This is a genomic window from Streptomyces sp. NPDC088147 (genome assembly GCF_044741565.1).
In the GTDB taxonomy this organism is placed as follows: Bacteria; Actinomycetota; Actinomycetes; order Streptomycetales; family Streptomycetaceae; genus Streptomyces.
Window position 1 is genome coordinate 160,757 of sequence record NZ_JBIUSY010000005.1, and the last position, 14,774, is coordinate 175,530.

Annotated in this window: 15 protein-coding genes and 1 pseudogene; 8 read left to right on the top strand and 8 right to left on the bottom strand. The window is 70.7% G+C overall.

Annotation, left to right across the window (positions count from 1 at the left end; translation table 11 throughout):
• The first annotated feature begins 155 nt into the window (after nt 1–155).
• Nucleotides 156–752: an aminoacyl-tRNA hydrolase gene (gene pth / locus ACIOGX_RS18765; protein WP_356512626.1), complete on the top strand. Its 597-nt coding sequence runs from the start codon at nt 156–158 to the stop codon at nt 750–752.
• A 110-nt stretch (nt 753–862) separates the two neighbouring features.
• On the opposite strand, the gene ACIOGX_RS18770 is transcribed toward pth, so the two are convergent.
• Together ACIOGX_RS18770 and ACIOGX_RS18775 are read right to left on the bottom strand one after the other, a co-directional pair.
• Entirely contained in the window at nt 863–1,300 is a 438-nt protein-coding gene (locus ACIOGX_RS18770) for a VOC family protein (protein ID WP_401914446.1), read from the bottom strand.
• Nucleotides 1,301–1,400: 100 nt separating this feature from the next.
• On the bottom strand, nt 1,401–2,738 hold the full coding sequence (locus tag ACIOGX_RS18775; RefSeq protein WP_401914448.1) for a diacylglycerol/lipid kinase family protein: 1,338 nt from the start codon (nt 2,736–2,738) through the stop codon (nt 1,401–1,403).
• A gap of 179 nt (nt 2,739–2,917) precedes the next feature.
• On the opposite strand from ACIOGX_RS18775, the gene ACIOGX_RS18780 reads away from it, so the two are divergent.
• Nucleotides 2,918–3,334, top strand: a complete 417-nt coding sequence (locus tag ACIOGX_RS18780) for an SHOCT domain-containing protein (RefSeq protein WP_356512620.1) — start codon at nt 2,918–2,920, stop codon at nt 3,332–3,334.
• Nucleotides 3,335–3,497: 163 nt separating this feature from the next.
• Nucleotides 3,498–3,995, top strand: a complete 498-nt coding sequence (locus tag ACIOGX_RS18785; protein WP_356512618.1) for a hypothetical protein — start codon at nt 3,498–3,500, stop codon at nt 3,993–3,995.
• 87 nt (nt 3,996–4,082) lie between these two features.
• On the opposite strand, the gene ppc is transcribed toward ACIOGX_RS18785, so the two are convergent.
• Complete coding sequence (gene ppc, locus ACIOGX_RS18790; protein WP_356512616.1) at nt 4,083–6,812, bottom strand: phosphoenolpyruvate carboxylase; 2,730 nt, start codon at nt 6,810–6,812, stop codon at nt 4,083–4,085.
• A 253-nt stretch (nt 6,813–7,065) separates the two neighbouring features.
• Here ppc and ACIOGX_RS18795 point away from each other — a divergent pair, with 253 nt between their 5' ends.
• The 3 genes from ACIOGX_RS18795 (at nt 7,066) to ACIOGX_RS18805 (ending at nt 9,511) form a co-directional block, all read left to right on the top strand.
• Nucleotides 7,066–8,088, top strand: coding sequence for an acyl-CoA desaturase (locus tag ACIOGX_RS18795; protein ID WP_401914451.1), 1,023 nt, complete (start codon nt 7,066–7,068; stop codon nt 8,086–8,088).
• Nucleotides 8,088–8,783 (top strand): TetR/AcrR family transcriptional regulator, encoded by a 696-nt coding sequence (locus ACIOGX_RS18800; protein ID WP_129767038.1) that lies wholly within the window; start codon nt 8,088–8,090, stop codon nt 8,781–8,783. The genes ACIOGX_RS18795 and ACIOGX_RS18800 overlap by 1 nt, the downstream gene beginning before the upstream one ends.
• 125 nt (nt 8,784–8,908) lie before the next feature.
• Nucleotides 8,909–9,511 (top strand): Uma2 family endonuclease, encoded by a 603-nt coding sequence (locus tag ACIOGX_RS18805; protein WP_401914454.1) that lies wholly within the window; start codon nt 8,909–8,911, stop codon nt 9,509–9,511.
• 20 nt (nt 9,512–9,531) lie between these two features.
• Here the strand turns inward: ACIOGX_RS18805 and ACIOGX_RS18810 are convergent, their stop codons facing one another.
• A complete protein-coding gene (locus tag ACIOGX_RS18810) occupies nt 9,532–10,392 on the bottom strand; it encodes a trans-aconitate 2-methyltransferase (protein ID WP_401914456.1) in 861 nt (286 codons plus the stop codon).
• 129 nt (nt 10,393–10,521) lie between these two features.
• Between ACIOGX_RS18810 and ACIOGX_RS18815 the strand changes: the two genes are divergently transcribed.
• Nucleotides 10,522–11,016 carry a MarR family winged helix-turn-helix transcriptional regulator gene (locus ACIOGX_RS18815; protein ID WP_129766999.1) on the top strand — a complete coding sequence of 165 codons (495 nt, stop codon included), beginning with the start codon at nt 10,522–10,524 and terminating at the stop codon, nt 11,014–11,016.
• On the opposite strand, the gene ACIOGX_RS18820 is transcribed toward ACIOGX_RS18815, so the two are convergent.
• Nucleotides 10,978–11,919: a response regulator transcription factor gene (locus ACIOGX_RS18820; RefSeq protein WP_356512610.1), complete on the bottom strand. Its 942-nt coding sequence runs from the start codon at nt 11,917–11,919 to the stop codon at nt 10,978–10,980. The genes ACIOGX_RS18815 and ACIOGX_RS18820 overlap by 39 nt on opposite strands.
• Before the next feature lie 245 nt (nt 11,920–12,164).
• On the opposite strand from ACIOGX_RS18820, the gene ACIOGX_RS18825 reads away from it, so the two are divergent.
• Nucleotides 12,165–12,611 (top strand): GNAT family N-acetyltransferase, encoded by a 447-nt coding sequence (locus tag ACIOGX_RS18825; protein ID WP_401766965.1) that lies wholly within the window; start codon nt 12,165–12,167, stop codon nt 12,609–12,611.
• A gap of 37 nt (nt 12,612–12,648) precedes the next feature.
• On the opposite strand, the pseudogene ACIOGX_RS18830 reads toward ACIOGX_RS18825, so the two are convergent.
• The 3 genes and pseudogenes from ACIOGX_RS18830 to galK all read right to left on the bottom strand — a co-directional run bounded on the left by ACIOGX_RS18830 (nt 12,649) and on the right by galK (nt 14,613).
• A pseudogene (locus ACIOGX_RS18830) lies at nt 12,649–13,055 on the bottom strand (type II toxin-antitoxin system VapC family toxin).
• Nucleotides 13,055–13,297 carry a type II toxin-antitoxin system Phd/YefM family antitoxin gene (locus ACIOGX_RS18835; RefSeq protein WP_401914460.1) on the bottom strand — a complete coding sequence of 81 codons (243 nt, stop codon included), beginning with the start codon at nt 13,295–13,297 and terminating at the stop codon, nt 13,055–13,057. The pseudogene ACIOGX_RS18830 and the gene ACIOGX_RS18835 overlap by 1 nt, the downstream one beginning before the upstream one ends.
• Before the next feature lie 167 nt (nt 13,298–13,464).
• Nucleotides 13,465–14,613: a galactokinase gene (gene galK, locus ACIOGX_RS18840; RefSeq protein ID WP_401915098.1), complete on the bottom strand. Its 1,149-nt coding sequence runs from the start codon at nt 14,611–14,613 to the stop codon at nt 13,465–13,467.
• Nucleotides 14,614–14,774: the final 161 nt, after the last annotated feature.

Here is a 14,774-nt window from a genome sequence, read left to right on the forward strand (position 1 = left end):
GCCACCCCGTTCGGCTGTCCGTACGCCCCCGATCGGCTCCGGTCCGCTTGATCCACCCGATGCACCTCGATCTCGCCGATGCACCTTGATCCACCCGATCCATCCGATCGACCCGATCGACCCGATCCATCCGATCCAGAGGAGACGCAGCGCGGATGACCACGGATGCCAATGCCCCCTGGCTGATCGTCGGCCTGGGGAATCCCGGGCCCGGTTACGCGGCCAATCGGCACAATGTCGGGTTCATGGTGGCCGATCTGCTGGCGGAGCGTATCGGCGGCTCCTTCAAGCGGGCGCAGAAGGCGCAGGCGCAGGTGATCGAGGGCCGGATCGGGCCGCCAGGTCCCGCCAACCGCCGGGTGGTGCTGGCCAAGCCCGGCTCGTACATGAATCTGTCCGGTGGTCCGGTGACCGGGCTGCGTGATTTCTACAAGGTCCCGACGGCGAACATCGTCGCGATCCATGACGAGCTGGACATCGACTACGGCGTGCTGCGGCTGAAGCTGGGCGGCGGGGACAACGGCCACAACGGTCTGAAGTCGATGACGAAGGCGATGGGCCCGGACTACCACCGGGTACGGTTCGGGATCGGCCGGCCGCCGGGCCGGATGCAGGTCGCGGACTTCGTCCTGAAGGACTTCTCGTCGGTGGAGCGCAAGGAGCTGGGGTACTTCGTGGACCGCGCGGCGGACGCGGTGGAGGCTCTGGTGATCGAGGGACTCGAGCGCGCGCAGAGCACGTACAACTCCTGACGCGATTCCGGACGCGATTTCCTGAACGGCTCCTGACGCGGCTCCTGAGGGGCTGGTGAATTCCGCTGTCGGACCGGGCTGCTGTCAGACCGGGCTGTCAGACCGGGCTGTCAGACCAGGCAGAACTCATTTCCTTCCGGATCAGCCATCACCACATGATCGGGTCTGCCCCGCAGGCCCTCCTCACGAATCACGGTCGCCCCCGCGGCGGTCAGCCGCTCCACCGCCTCGGCCACGCGCGGCCATCGCACCTCCCACGGTGTTTCCCGGCCGCCGCCTACCTGTACGTCCAGGTGCACGCGGTTCTTCGCCGCCTTGGGCTCCGGCACCTTCAGGAAGGACATGTGGGGGCCCGCCCCCTCGGGATCGCAGAGGTACGCGCCGTCGTCCCACTCGTCTTCCGGGACCTCGTGATGGGAGAACCATTCCTCCCAGCTCCCGAACCCCGTGGGTGCGGGCTTCTCCGCGTAGCCCAGCGCCAGTGCCCAGAACTCCGCCAGCTTCGCCGGGTGCGCGCAGTCGATCGTCAGACTCCAGTTGGTCGCCATGCGAGGCCCCTCCTCTGTCGGGTACGGCCGACGCTACCGCGCACCTCTGACATCACGGTCGGCGAGCGCTCCCGCCCGCGGCCCGCGCCGCCGCCGTCGGTCAGCGTGGGTCACGCCCCGCCGCGGCCCGTCCCACCGTGAGGGCCTGCCTGCGCACTCTGCGCCAGTTCATCGGCGGCGCCCCGGGCCGCACACCCGGGCGGTGGCGGGGCAGTCGTACGCGCAGCGCGCCCGGCTCGATCCGGCAGCGTACGGGGACGGGCACGGTGAGGGCCTCGCCATCGACGCCGGCCGGGACGGAGGGAGCGTCGGCGTCGATGACGACCTGCCGGGCGGTGGCCGAGGTCAGCCCGAGCGCACGCCGGCCGCGAAGCAGTGAGGCCGCCTGGACCGCGTTGTCCACCGTGATGCCGAGCACTCCCAGGACGCCGGAATCCAGCCGGTCCCGATATCCCAGGCCCGCGGGGTCCCCCATCCGGTAGGGGTTGTTGCTCACCAGGACGGCTTGGGGTCCGTCGAGGGCGACGGAATCGGCGTGCACCTTCAGGTTCGGGCCGCTGTGGTGGGTGAGCAGGTCCGGCAGCATCCGAAGGGTCGTACGGGCCTTGTCGTCGCGATAGGCCGGGCTCTGCACCACGGTCGCGTACGCACCGAAGGACGCGTTGTTGACGAAGACGCGCTCCCGGCCCGCTGCCGAGGGCGCTCCCACGCTGATGAAGCCGAGGTCGACGCGGATCTCGACGCCGTCGGTGAGTGCCTGGAGGCACGCGGCCGGGTCCTCGCGGTCGAGGCCGAGGTCCATGGCGAAGTGGTTACGGGTCCCGGCGCAGATGACGACGAACGGAACGCCGCATTCCATCGCCACGCCCGCGACCAGGGCCTGCGTGCCGTCGCCGCCCGCGACGCCGAGGAGGTCCGCGCCGTCGTCCACGGCCCGCCTCGCCAGGTCGGCCACGTCCTGCGGATGCGCGGGGTCCAGCACGACGACTTCGGCGCCGAGGGCCCTGGCCCTGTCCACCAGGCGGAACTTCTCGACCTTCCCGCCGCCCGAGCGCGGGTTCATGATGAGGAACGGCCGTCTCGGAGGAGCGGCCCGGGGTTCCGGCGTGGGCGGCGGGCCCGGGTCCGCCAGTGCCGTTCTGCCGGCGGACACCGCCAGCATCCACAGGGCGAGCGAGACGAGCACCACCCACAGCACTCCGGCGACGGCGTAGAACACCAGGACGGCGATCGGTGCGCCGGTCGCCAGTACGAGAGCGAGCGCCCTGACCGGCCCCGTGCGCGCGAGCACCCACCACAGGGCGGCGGCCGTGACGGCCAGTCCCGCCAGCCCCACGCCCACCAGCGCCACGCTCCGCAGCCCGGCGGACACCAGGAGAACCAGCAGGGCCGCCGTTCCCGCCGCCAGTGCGAGGCGTGCGGCCCAGCGCCTGTCCACGCGATCAAGCCTCCCGCCGGTCGGACCGCTCTTGTCCTCCATTCCACAGACCCGGTCCGCGGACCGCATCTCCGGCGGTCGCGTGGCGATCATCGGCTGAGCGCATGAGCATGGAAAGGGTGAGCCGTCGGCCCCCGCCGCGCGGCTCGGACCGCGGGGGGTGGATTGGGGAGAGGACAATGGACGGTTCCGTGTATCTGGCGTACGACTATCCGCTTCTGGGTGCGTTCTGGACCATGCTGTGGATCTTTCTCTGGATCCTGTGGTTCGTCCTGCTGTTCCGGGTCATCGTCGACATCTTCCGCGACGACGCCATGAGCGGCTGGGCCAAGGCCGGGTGGCTCGTCCTCGTGATCGTTCTCCCCTTCGTCGGCGTCCTCGTGTACGTCCTCGCTCGCGGCAAGGGCATGGGCAGGCGGGAGACGGAGCATGTGCGGGCCCAGCAGAAGGCGTTCGACTCCTATGTGCGGGAGACCGCCAGGGGCTCGGGGGAATCCAGCGAGGTCGAGCAACTCGCGAAACTCTCGGAGATCCGTGCCAGGGGCGACATCTCCGATGAGGAGTTCCGCCGGGCCAAGGAGAAGATCCTGCACTGACCGCGGGGACGGGCGGGGGCGACGGTCAGGGCGGTACGGCGGTACGGGCGGTAAGGCGGTACGGCGGTACGGGCGGTACGGGCGGCGTCCCGAGGGCTCTCCGGCAGGTCTCTTACCGCGCTGAGTTGACCGGGCGCATGCCTATGGCCAAAGATCCCGCCCTATGGGACGGACGACAGAGCGGAAGCGGCGGAAGCGGAACTCCTCCGGCCGTGTGCTCTCCTTCGGCCGGCGGGCGGTGATGGGCTGCGTCGCCGTGCTGCTGCTCGTCGCGGCCGTCTGGACCTCGTGGGACTCCGCCCACCACGTGGTGCTCTCCAAGGGCCGTGAGCACGGCACGCTCACGGTGTCCCGCTGCGCGGACGGGACCTGCACCGGGCCGTACGATCCCGACGGTCCGGACGGCCCGCGCGCGGGGATGGCCATCGAGCAGTCGGTCGCCGTCAAGAAGGGCGAGCGGTTCCCGGTCGTCGTGAAGCCGGGCACCGACGATCTGGTCCGTACCGGCGTGGCGGGGCTGCTGTACGCGTGGGTGCCGCTGGGCGGGGCGCTGCTGCTGGCCTCGCTCGTCATCGGCGGCGGTCTGCGGATGACCCGGACGGCCTGGGGGACGGCGCTGGCGGGCGCCGCGCTGCTGCTGGCCACGTTCTTCGCGCTCTGAGAAGCGGCATGTCGTGGGTATGACGCCGCCCCCGGCCCGGAGATCCGGGCCGGGGGCGGTCGTCGTTTCCGCGTGTACGGCGGGCGGTCAGCCGGTGTTGCGCAGCCCCGCCGCGACCCCGTTGACCGTCAGCAGCAGCGCCCGTGCCAGCAGGGGATCGGGCGCTTCCTGCCGCTCCGCCGCCGCGCGCTGGCGGGCGAGCAGCGAGACCTGGAGGTAGGAGATCGGGTCGAGGTAGGCGTCCCGGATCGCGAAGGTCTGCTGGAGCGCCGGGTTGGAGTCGAGGAGCTTCTCGCCGCCGGTGATCCGCAGCACCTCCTGGACGGTGAGCGCGTGCTCGGCCTCGATGGCGCCGAAGACGTGCTTCAGCTCGTCGGGGACGAGGGTGTCCACGTAGTGGCGTGCGATGCGCAGGTCCGTCTTGGCGAGCGTCATCTCGACGTTCGAGAGGAAGTTCTGGAAGAAGTGCCAGTGCTCGTACATCTCGTCGAGCACGGTGTCGGGTCCGGCCTCGCGCAGGGCCTTGAGGCCCGAGCCGACCCCGTACCAGCCGGGCACGATCTGCCGCGACTGCGTCCAGCCGAAGACCCAGGGGATGGCGCGCAGTCCGTCCAGACCGGCGCCGGAGTCGGGCCGCCGGGAGGGCCGGGAGCCCAGGTGGAGGTCGGCGAGCTGGTCGACGGGGGTGGAGGCGAAGAAGTACGCGGGCAGGTCGGGGTCCTCGACCAGCGCGCGGTATGTGGCGTGCGCGGCGTCCGAGACGGTGTCCATCGCCGAGTCCCAGCGGGCCAGCGCCTCGTCGGACTGGCGCGGCGCGGTGTGCAGGGCCGAGGCCTGGAGGGTGGCGGCGACGGTCAGTTCCAGGTTCTCCCTGGCCAGGGAGGGGATCAGATACTTGTCGGAGATGACCTCGCCCTGCTCGGTCACCTTGATCTCGCCCTCCAGCGTGCCCCAGGGCTGGGCGAGGATCGCGTCGTGCGAGGGGCCGCCGCCGCGGCCGACGGTGCCGCCGCGGCCGTGGAAGAGGCGCAGGCGTACGCCGTGCCGGTGGGCGACGTCGCGCAGCCGGCGCTGGGCGCGGTGGATCTCCCACTGCGAGGTGGTGATGCCGCCGAACTTGGACGAGTCGGAGTAGCCGAGCATGACCTCCTGGACGTCGCCGCGCAGCGAGACGAGCCGGCGGTAGGAGGGGTCGGCGAGCATCTCGTCGAGGATGACGTCGGCGGCACGCAGTTCGTCCGTGGTCTCCAGCAGCGGGACGATGCCGATCTTGGCCCAGCCGCCGTGCAGGTCGAGGAGTCCGGCCTCGCGGGCCAGTACGGCCGCCGCGAAGACGTCGTCCGCGCCCTGGCACATGGAGATGATGTACGACTCGATGACCTCGGGCCCGAACCGTTCGAAGGCCTGGCGGACGGTGTGGAAGACGCCGAGCGTCTTCTCTCCGGCGGGGTCGAGGGGCGCGGGGGTGGGGGCGAGCGGCCGGCGGGAGCGCAGTTCCTTGGCGAGGAGCTTCTGCCGGTATTCGCGCGGCATGTCGGTGTAGCGCCAGGACTCCTCGCCGAGGCGGTCGAAGAGCTGTCCGAGCGCGTGGTGGTGGGCGTCGGCGTGTTCGCGTACGTCCATGGTGGCGAGCTGGAGGCCGAAGGCGGCGAGCGTACGGATCGTACGGTCCATGCGGCCGTCGGCGAAGAGGCCGCCGCGGTGCTGGCGCAGCGAGGTCTGGATCAGGGTGAGGTCGTCGAGCAGTTCGGCGGTGCCGAGGAAGTCGCGGCCGGGCTCGTGCGGGGTGCCCTTGGCGAGGCGTTCGCGGGTGTTGACGAGCTTCTGGCGGATGCAGGTGGCCTTGAGGCGGTAGGGCTCTTCGGCGTTGAGGCGCTTGTAGCGGGGGCTGATCTCCGGGAGGCGTGCCAGGTCGGTCTGGAGCGAGTCGAGCAGTTCGTCCGTGGCGCCGGTGTAGCGGATGGAGTTGGAGAGCAGGCCGCGCAGGTAGTCGATGAGTTCGAGCGCGTCGGTGATGCCGTGCTCGTGCTGGAGGATCAGCACTTCGCGGGTGACCTCGGGGGTGACGTTCGGGTTGCCGTCGCGGTCGCCGCCGATCCAGGTGCCGAAGGTGAGCGGGCGGGTGCCGGGGGGCAGTTCGACGCCGACGCGCTCCAGTTCGGCGACGAGGTCCTCGAGTACGTCGCCGACGGCGCCGACGTGGAGTTCGTCGAGGTAGTAGATGGCGTTACGGGCCTCGTCGGCCGGTTCGGGCCGTACGACGCGCAGTTCGTCGGTCTGCCAGATCAGGTCGATGGACTCGGCGAGCCGCAGATCGTGGCGGCGCCGGTCGGAGGCGATGACGGGTGCTTCGAGCAGCTCGGCGATGCGGCGGAGCTTGTTGAGGACGGAGCGGCGCGCGGCCTCGGTGGGGTGCGCGGTGAACACGGGCCGTACGTTCAGGTTCTTGACGGTTTCGCGCAGATGCTCGGGGTCGGCGTCCTTGAGCCGGTCCGCGGTGCGGGCGAGGAGGCCGCCCTCGGCGGCGCGCCGTTCGCGCATTTCCCTGCCGCGGTGGACCTGTTCGGTGACGTTGGCCAGGTGGAAGTAGGTGGAGAAGGCGCGCACCAGCTTGGCGGCGGTCTCCAGGTCGGTGTCGCCGAGCAGCTCGGCGGCGGCTTCCCCGTTCTCGCGCGTCAACGCGCGTACTCGCTCGACGAGGTCGAGGAGCTCCGGGCCTTCCTGCCGTACGAGGGTCTCGCCCAGGAGGTCACCGAGACGGCGGATGTCTGAGCGCAGCTCCGCGCTGGCGGATGAGGTCTGGTCGGCACTGCTCACAGGTGCGGCTCCTTGCAGTGTTTGAGCACGTCTGGAGGGTTCTGGAGGCGTCAGACCTTCCGGGAGAAGGTCTCGCGGACCGCGCTGTCCGACGACAACAAGGATAGGTGTCCTTCGCTTGGTGTTATCCACAGGCCTCTTGCCGCGCCGTGCGGCGCTGCCATACTTACGATGCCGTAGGTTACGCACCCGTATCCAACCTTCTGCCCTATTCGTACTTCTGACCTACTCCTCACCCCCAGGGGACCCCCTCATGCCCACACCCCCCGATGTGATCGACGATCCCTCCACTCCCCCCACCTCTTCCACCGGCTCCTCTTCCCCCGGCTCGGACGCCGAGGGCACCCCGCTTCCCTCCGCCACGCTCGGCGGGGACAGCAAGGGGACCATCGAGCAGATCGCCCTGCTGCTCTTCATCGCCGTGCCCTTCGTGGCGCTGCTCGCCGCGGTGCCGCTGGCGTTCGCCTGGGGCGGCGTGAGCTGGCTCGATCTGGGTCTGATGGTGGCGATGTACTACATCGGCTGCCACGGCATCACGATCGGCTTCCACCGCTACTTCACCCATGGCTCCTTCAAGGCGAAGCGCCCGCTGCGGATCCTGCTCGCCGTGGCCGGTTCGCTCGCCGTGGAGGGCCCGCTGGTCCGCTGGGTGGCGGACCACCGCAAACACCACAAGTACTCGGACGCGGAGGGCGACCCGCACTCCCCGTGGCGGTTCGGCGAGACCCTTCCCGCGCTGATGAAGGGCTTGTGGTGGGCGCACATCGGCTGGCTCTTCGACGAGGAGCAGACGCCGCAGCACAAATACGCGCCCGATCTGATCAAGGACCCGGCGATCCGGGCGGTCTCGCGCCAGTTCGCGCTGTGGACGGTCGTCTCGCTGTCGATCCCGCCACTGGTGGGCGGGCTGGTGACGATGTCCTGGTGGGGGGCGTTCACGGCGTTCTTCTGGGGCTCGCTGGTGCGGGTGGCGCTGCTGCACCATGTCACGTGGTCGATCAACTCCATCTGTCACGCGGTCGGCAAGCGCCCCTTCAAGTCCCGGGACCGCTCGGGGAATGTCTGGTGGCTCGCGGTGCTGTCCTGCGGCGAGTCCTGGCACAACCTGCACCACGCGGACCCCACCAGCGCGCGGCACGGCGTGCTCAGGGGCCAGCTCGACTCCAGCGCCCGGATCATCCGCTGGTTCGAGCTGCTGGGCTGGGCGTCGGACGTCCGCTGGCCGAGCGCTTCCCGGCTGGACACTCGCCGCAAGAGCGCACCCGCCAAGGCATGATGGGCACCGTGGCGATCGACGGCAGCACGAGCGGCAAGGGCAGCACCGACAAGGGCCGGACCACGGGAGGGCGGCGGACTCGCAGGGTCCGGATGACCGGTGCGGAACGGCGCGAACAGCTGCTGGACATCGGCCGCACCGTCTTCGCCGAGAAGGGCTTCGAGGCCACGTCGGTCGAGGAGATCGCGGCGAAGGCCGGGGTCTCCAAGCCCGTCGTCTACGAGCACTTCGGCGGCAAGGAGGGCCTGTACGCGGTGGTCGTGGACCGCGAGATGCGCCAGCTGCTGGACATGGTCACCAGCGCCCTCACCGCCGGCCACCCCCGTGAGCTGCTGGAACAGGCCGCGTTCGCACTGCTCGACTACATCGAGACGTATACGGACGGCTTCCGCATCCTGGTCCGCGATTCTCCGGTGGCGCAGTCCACGGGGACGTTCGCCTCGCTGATCAGCGATATCGCCACCCAGGTCGAGGACATCCTCGGCATGGAGTTCAAGGCCCGCGGCTTCGACCCGAAGCTGGCACCGCTGTACGCCCAGGCGCTGGTGGGCATGGTGGCGCTGACGGGCCAGTGGTGGGTGGACGCGCGCCGCCCGAAGAAGTCCGAGGTGGCGGCGCATCTGGTGAACCTGGCGTGGCACGGCCTGGAGAACCTGGAACCGAAGCCGCGGCTCATAGGCCACCGCAAGATCTGAGACCGGCGCCCGTTGATCATACGGTCAGCCTCAGGGGCAAACGGTCACTCATTGTGATGACGACGTCGTTATTCCACCGCTACGGTGGAGAAACAGGGCCGAGCATTCCGTCCATGGGAGGAATCATGACCGCAGAGCCAGTCAAGGCCACGCATCAGTGGCCTGTGCCCCCGCAGGACGGCTACACCGTGGACGATCTGTTCACCCTGCCAGGACTCCCGCCGCACACCGAGCTGATCGACGGGAGCCTTGTTTTCGTGAGTCCGCAGCGCCGTTTCCATGCCCGAATGATCGACCTGCTAGTGACCGGCCTGAGCCGGTCGGCGCCGTCGGATGTCGAAGTCGAGCGAGAGATGACCGTCATCCTCGATCGCCGCAACGGCCCTGAGCCTGACGTTCTCGTCGTCCGGGCCGAGGCGGCCACCGACCTGGAACAGACCCGCTTCGAGGCGGCCGACCTGCTGCTTGCCGTCGAGGTGGTGTCCCCGGACTCCGAGGCGCGAGACCGTGAGAGCAAGCCACACAAGTACGCCACGGCGGGCATCCCGAACTTCTGGCTGGTCGAGATGGCCGGCGCCGACCGGCATCCGGTCGTACGCGTCTACGAGTTGGACCCGCTCTCGAAGTCGTACCAGCTGACGGGCATCCACCACGACCGTCTCAAGCTCAGCGTCCCGTTCACCATCGACCTGGACATCACTCTCGACGCCCTGAAGCGGCGGGCCTGAGCCAGGCGGGCCACCGGGCCTCATCCCGCCGTGCGTGCGACCGCGAAGATCCGGCGGAACGGGAAGACCGTGCCGTGCGGGCCCGGGGGGTAGGCGGTGCGGAGCAGGTCGCGGTATTGGGCCGTGAATTCCTCCGTGGCCGCCTCGTCGCCCTCCAGCGCGGTGAGGACGGGCCGCAGGGCCGTGCCCTTGACCCAGTCGAGCACCGGGTCCTCGCCGGTGAGGAGCTGGAGGTACGTCGTCTCCCAGACGTCCGCCGCACAGCCGAGGTCCGAGAGGCGCGTGAGGTAGTCCGCGGGCTCCAGGACGCGCACGGTCCGCAGGGCCGGGAGGTCGAGCCGGTCGCGCCAGCGCGGGGTGGCGCACAGTTCGGCGAGCAGGGCGTGGCTGGGGGCGGTGAAGTTGCCGGGGACCTGGAAGGCGAAGGTGCCGCCGGGGGCGAGGGCGCCGATCCAGCCGGCGAAGGACTCGGGATGGTTCGGCACCCACTGGAGGGCCGCGTTGGAGACGATCAGGCCGTACGGTTCGCCGGGCGTCCAGTGCGCGGCGTCCCCCTCCCGGAAGTCCAGCGCACCACCGCCCGGGGTGGGGCCCTCGTACCCCTCGCGGGCCCGGTCGAGCATCGCGGGCGAGTTGTCGAAGCCGGTGATCCGGGCGGCGGGCCAGCGGTCGGCGAGGAGCGCGGTGACATTGCCGGGGCCGCAGCCGAGGTCGGCGATCCTGACGGCTCCGCCGTCGCCCGCGGGAGGCTCGGGGATACGGGCCAGCAGATCGAGGAACGGACGGCTGCGATGGCCGGCGTGCCTGAGGTACTGCGCCGGGTCCCAGGTCGCGGCGGGCGGCTCAGCGGCCGAGGAGGAACGGGACGGTGCGGAGTGCATGGTGGAGCCCCCATCGCGGTCGCGGAGTACACCGCGGGAGCGGCCCACGGCGGTCGTCTCCCACCCTGCACCGTCATATATCTTGACGTCAAGAGACTTCATGTCGAGGCACCCTCTACACTGATCGTCATGGAGGACGAGGTCGACCGACTGGTCGCAGCATGGCGCCGGGAGCGCCCCGACCTCGACGTGGAACCACTCGAGGTGCTCAGCCGTGTGAGCAGGCTGGCCCGCCATCTCGACCGCGCGCGCCGTATCGCGTTCTCGGAGCACGGCCTGGAGCCGTGGGAGTTCGACGTACTGACCTCGCTGCGGCGCGCGGGCGCCCCGTATCAGCTCTCGCCCGGCCAGTTGCTGACGCAGACCCTGGTCACCTCGGGCACGATGACGAACCGTATCGACCGGCTCGCCAAGAAGGGCCTGGTCGAGCGGTTGCCCGACCCCAGCGACCGGCGCGGCGTGCTGGTCAGGCTCACCGCCGAGGGACGGGACCGCGCGGATCAGGCGCTCGCCGGGCTGCTCGCCCAGGAGCGCGCGATCCTCGCCGAGCTGTCTCGCGCCCAGCGTGGTGAACTGGCGGGGCTGCTACGCCAGTTGACCGCCCCGTTCGACAACGTTCCCTAGCGGCGGCACCAGATCGACCGGCCCGACGCCCGCCCGGCGGGCCAGGGCGACGGCGGCCAGCGTGGAGTGCACGCCCAGCTTCCCGAGCACGTTCTGCATATGCGTACGGACGGTGTGCGGGGAGAGGAAGAGGCGTTCGGCGACGGCCTTGCGCCCCAGCCCCGCGACCATGCAGCGCAGCACCTCGCGCTCGCGCGGCGTCAGCGACTCGACCAGCCGTTCGCTCTCCGTACGGTGTTTGCGCGCGGCCGTCAGCTCGCGCAGGACGCCCGTGAGCAGCGCGGGCGGCAGATGCGTCTCGTCCCGCAGGACGCCCCGCATCACGGCGAGCAGCCGTTGCAGCGAGCAGTCCTTCGCGACCCATCCGGAGGCGCCCGCCTGGAGTGCCAGGGCGGCGCGGTGCGGGTCGTCCTTCTCGGCGAGCACGACCGTACGGACGGACGGCTGGCCCGAACGGACCCCGGCCACCAGCGAGATGCCGTCGACCAGGACGACATCGCCGTGGTCGGGCACGGCACGGGCGACCGGCACCTGGACCGGCCCGCCGTTCTGAGCGGAAGCCGGTCCCGATGCCGATGACGATGCCGGCCCCTGCCCCGGTGCCGCCGTCCCGTTGGCCGAGCCGTTGAGGCTGAGCGAGCCGTTGACCGAACCGCCCGCGGTCCCGTTGAGCGCGCCGTTGACCGAACCTCCGGCCGCGCCCGGGACCGTGCCCAGATCGGCGTCGACCAGCATCACATCGAACCTGCGCCCCTCCGCCGCCGCGCGTTCCAGACAGCGCAGCGCGGCGGGCCCACTGCCCGCGGCCGACACGTCCACGTCGGACTCGGCCGCGAGCGCGGCGGCGAGCGACTCGGCGAAGATGCGATGGTCGTCCACCACGAGAACCCGGATACGTACCAATGGACACCCCCTGAAGGCGGGCGGCCGACAGCGCGGGCACGGCGCCCGGTACGCGGGGCGACAGGTCAACGACGCGGCCGCCGCCGCCTGATGACCGCTGCCCCACTCCGGGCGTCGTACCCGACGTGTCTCCACCCCTGAACAGCACCGGCCCCCACCGGTGCTTTTTCCCAGCGTACGGGCGCGGGCCCGAAGCGGAAGGAAATTCGCAGAACTCGTTGGCCGCCCTGTTTATGGTGGGCCTCATGTTTCGTATGGAGACAGAAGTCGACAACGAACGGCACGCCGCGCTCGGCGAACGGCTGGGCGCGGCCAACTCGCACCGCTCACCGGTGCTCCGCGCGTTGCGTACGAGTCCGCTGGGCGAGGAAGTCCCGCTCCATGTCTGGCTGCTGGACGATACGACGGGCGAGCTGGCCGGCGGTCTGGCGGGACGCACCTGGGCCCGCTGGCTGCACGTGGATCTGCTCTGGATCGACGACCGCCACCGCGGCGGGCGCCTGGGCAGCCGGCTGCTGGCCGAGGCGGAGCGCGTGGCCAGGACGGAGCGCGCGTGCGCGCGGGCGCGCCTGGAGACCTGGGACTTCCAGGCCCCGGACTTCTACCGCAAGCAGGGCTACCAGGTCGTCGGCGAGGTCACGGACTACCCGCCGGGCGTGACGGAGTACATCCTGATCAAGGCGTTGACCTGAGCAGGGCACTCGCCTGAATCGTGCGTGCGCCGACGGGCTACACAAGCATGACCTGGACGTCGTAGTGCGGAATCCACTTGTCACGGGTCACGAGTGTCATGCCCTCGGTCTGCGCCTGAGCGATGAGCAGCCGGTCGAAGGGATCCCGGTGATGTGCCGGCAGCCGGCTCGCACGCACTCCATGCCCCGCGGTGATCGACAGTGGGGTGAACTGACTGTCCCGGGCGCGCTCCGCCAGGTCCTCGGGTCCTCGGGTCCTCGGGTCCTCGGGTCCTCGGGTCCTTCGAGTTTGCCGAGCGACTGCTTGATGGCGATTTCCCATGGCGACACCGCGCTGACATATACGGAAGGCTCTTTGTCCAGCAGATCCTTGCCCCCGTCGTCCAGATCAGGGGAGTCGGCCAGCCACCACAGGATGATGTGGGTGTCGAGCAGCAGCCTCATCAGCACATCCCGAAAGCGTCAGCGATGTCGTCGGGCAGTTCGCCGAAGTCGTCGTTGATACGGATCCGCCCTTTGAGGGAGCCGCGTCCCGTCCGCCTGACTTCCGGCCGCAGCGGTATGACCTTCGCGACCGGCACCCCGGCCTTGCTGATCACGACTTCCTCGCCGGTGGCCACCTGCTCCAGGATGCGTGAGAAGTGCGTCTTCGCCTCGTGCACGTTGTACTGACGGGCTGCTTCCATGGCTGCTGCCTCACAGGCGTTCAAGGGCGGACTAAGCACTGGACCAAGTCCAGCCGAGGCCCCACGTACGTGGACGTTCACAGACGTCACCCACCGTACGTGGGGGACGGGGACTCGGCGCTCCCCTCCCGTCCCCGGACACCCCTCCCCGCCACCCGGCAGGGCTCTCAGGCCAGCCGGTGCGCCCCCCGCGACGGGATCGCCGGGAAGACCCGCGGGGCCGTGTGGCCCGCTGTCGTGAAGGCTTCCGTGACCGCCTTCGTCACGGATTCCGCGTCCGTCTCCTCGACCAGGACGATCGCCGAGCCGCCGAAGCCGCCGCCCGTCATCCGGGCGCCGAGCGCGCCGGCCGCCGTGGCCGTCTCGACCACCAGGTCCAGTTCGGCGCAGGAGACCCGCAGATCGTCGCGGAGCGAGGCGTGGCCCTCGACCAGGATCGCGCCGACGGCGCGGACGTCGCCCGCGTCCAGCAGCGCGATGACCTGTTCGACGCGGTGGTCGTCGCTCACGACATGGCGGACGTAGCGGCGTACGGTCTCGCTCTCGCCCGCCGCCGCCAGCCGGTCGAGCGCCCCGGGCAGGTCCTCGTACGCCACATCGCGCAGCGCGCGCACGCCGAGCGCCCGCGCGCCCGCCTCGCAGCCCGCGCGCCGTTCGGCGTACGCGCCGTCGCCGAGCGCGTGCTTGACGCGGGTGTCGACGACCAGCAGCCGCAGTCCGTGGGCCGCCAGGTCGAACGGCACCTGGCGCTGGGAGAGGTCGCGGGTGTCCAGATGGAGCGCGTGTCCGTCGGTGCAGCACGCGGAGGCCATCTGGTCCATGACCCCGCACGGCACGCCGACGAAGTCGTTCTCGGCGCGCTGCGCGAGCACCGCCAGCTCGGGTGCCGACAGGCCCAGTCCGTACAGGTCGTTCAGGGCGAGCGCGGTGACGACCTCCAGCGCGGCCGAGGACGAGAGGCCCGCGCCGGTCGGGACGGACGACGCCAGATGGATGTCGGCGCCGCCGACCCGGTGCCCGGCCTCGCGCAGCGCCCAGACGACACCGGCCGGATAGGCGGCCCAGCCGGTGTCGGAGAGCGGTACGAGCGCGTCGGCGTCGAGCTGGACGACACCCTGCTGGACATCCGCGGAGTGCACGCGCAGGACCGAGTCCGTACGGCGGGACACCGCGGCGACCGCCCGGTGCGGCAGCGCCAGCGGCATCACGAAGCCGTCGTTGAAGTCGGTGTACTCGCCGATCAGGTTCACCCGGCCGGGGGCCGCCCAGACGCCCTCGGGTTCGGCGCCGTACAGCCGCCGGAACTCCTGGGCCACCGTCTCACCGACGCCCGTCCCGAAGGCGCCGGTCTCGACTGCGCCGGTCTCGACTGCGCCTGTCCCGCCGACGCCCGTCCCGCCGACGCCCGTCTCGACTACGCCCGTCTCGCCGACGCCCGTCCCGCCGACGCCCGTCTCGACTACGCCCGTCTCGCCGA

Bases quoted from the DNA above. Each gene is read 5' to 3' on its own strand.
- ACIOGX_RS18805 (WP_401914454.1), top strand. From the start codon at position 8,909: ATGACCGCAGAGCCAGTCAAGGCCACGCATCAGTGGCCTGTGCCCCCG.
- ACIOGX_RS18770 (WP_401914446.1), bottom strand. From the start codon at position 1,300: ATGGCGACCAACTGGAGTCTGACGATCGACTGCGCGCACCCGGCGAAG.
- pth (WP_356512626.1), top strand. From the start codon at position 156: ATGACCACGGATGCCAATGCCCCCTGGCTGATCGTCGGCCTGGGGAAT.
- ACIOGX_RS18800 (WP_129767038.1), top strand. From the start codon at position 8,088: ATGGGCACCGTGGCGATCGACGGCAGCACGAGCGGCAAGGGCAGCACC.
- ACIOGX_RS18835 (WP_401914460.1), bottom strand. From the start codon at position 13,297: ATGGAAGCAGCCCGTCAGTACAACGTGCACGAGGCGAAGACGCACTTC.
- ACIOGX_RS18795 (WP_401914451.1), top strand. From the start codon at position 7,066: ATGCCCACACCCCCCGATGTGATCGACGATCCCTCCACTCCCCCCACC.
- ACIOGX_RS18785 (WP_356512618.1), top strand. From the start codon at position 3,498: ATGGGACGGACGACAGAGCGGAAGCGGCGGAAGCGGAACTCCTCCGGC.
- ACIOGX_RS18825 (WP_401766965.1), top strand. From the start codon at position 12,165: ATGTTTCGTATGGAGACAGAAGTCGACAACGAACGGCACGCCGCGCTC.
- ACIOGX_RS18780 (WP_356512620.1), top strand. From the start codon at position 2,918: ATGGACGGTTCCGTGTATCTGGCGTACGACTATCCGCTTCTGGGTGCG.
- ACIOGX_RS18815 (WP_129766999.1), top strand. From the start codon at position 10,522: ATGGAGGACGAGGTCGACCGACTGGTCGCAGCATGGCGCCGGGAGCGC.
- ACIOGX_RS18810 (WP_401914456.1), bottom strand. From the start codon at position 10,392: ATGCACTCCGCACCGTCCCGTTCCTCCTCGGCCGCTGAGCCGCCCGCC.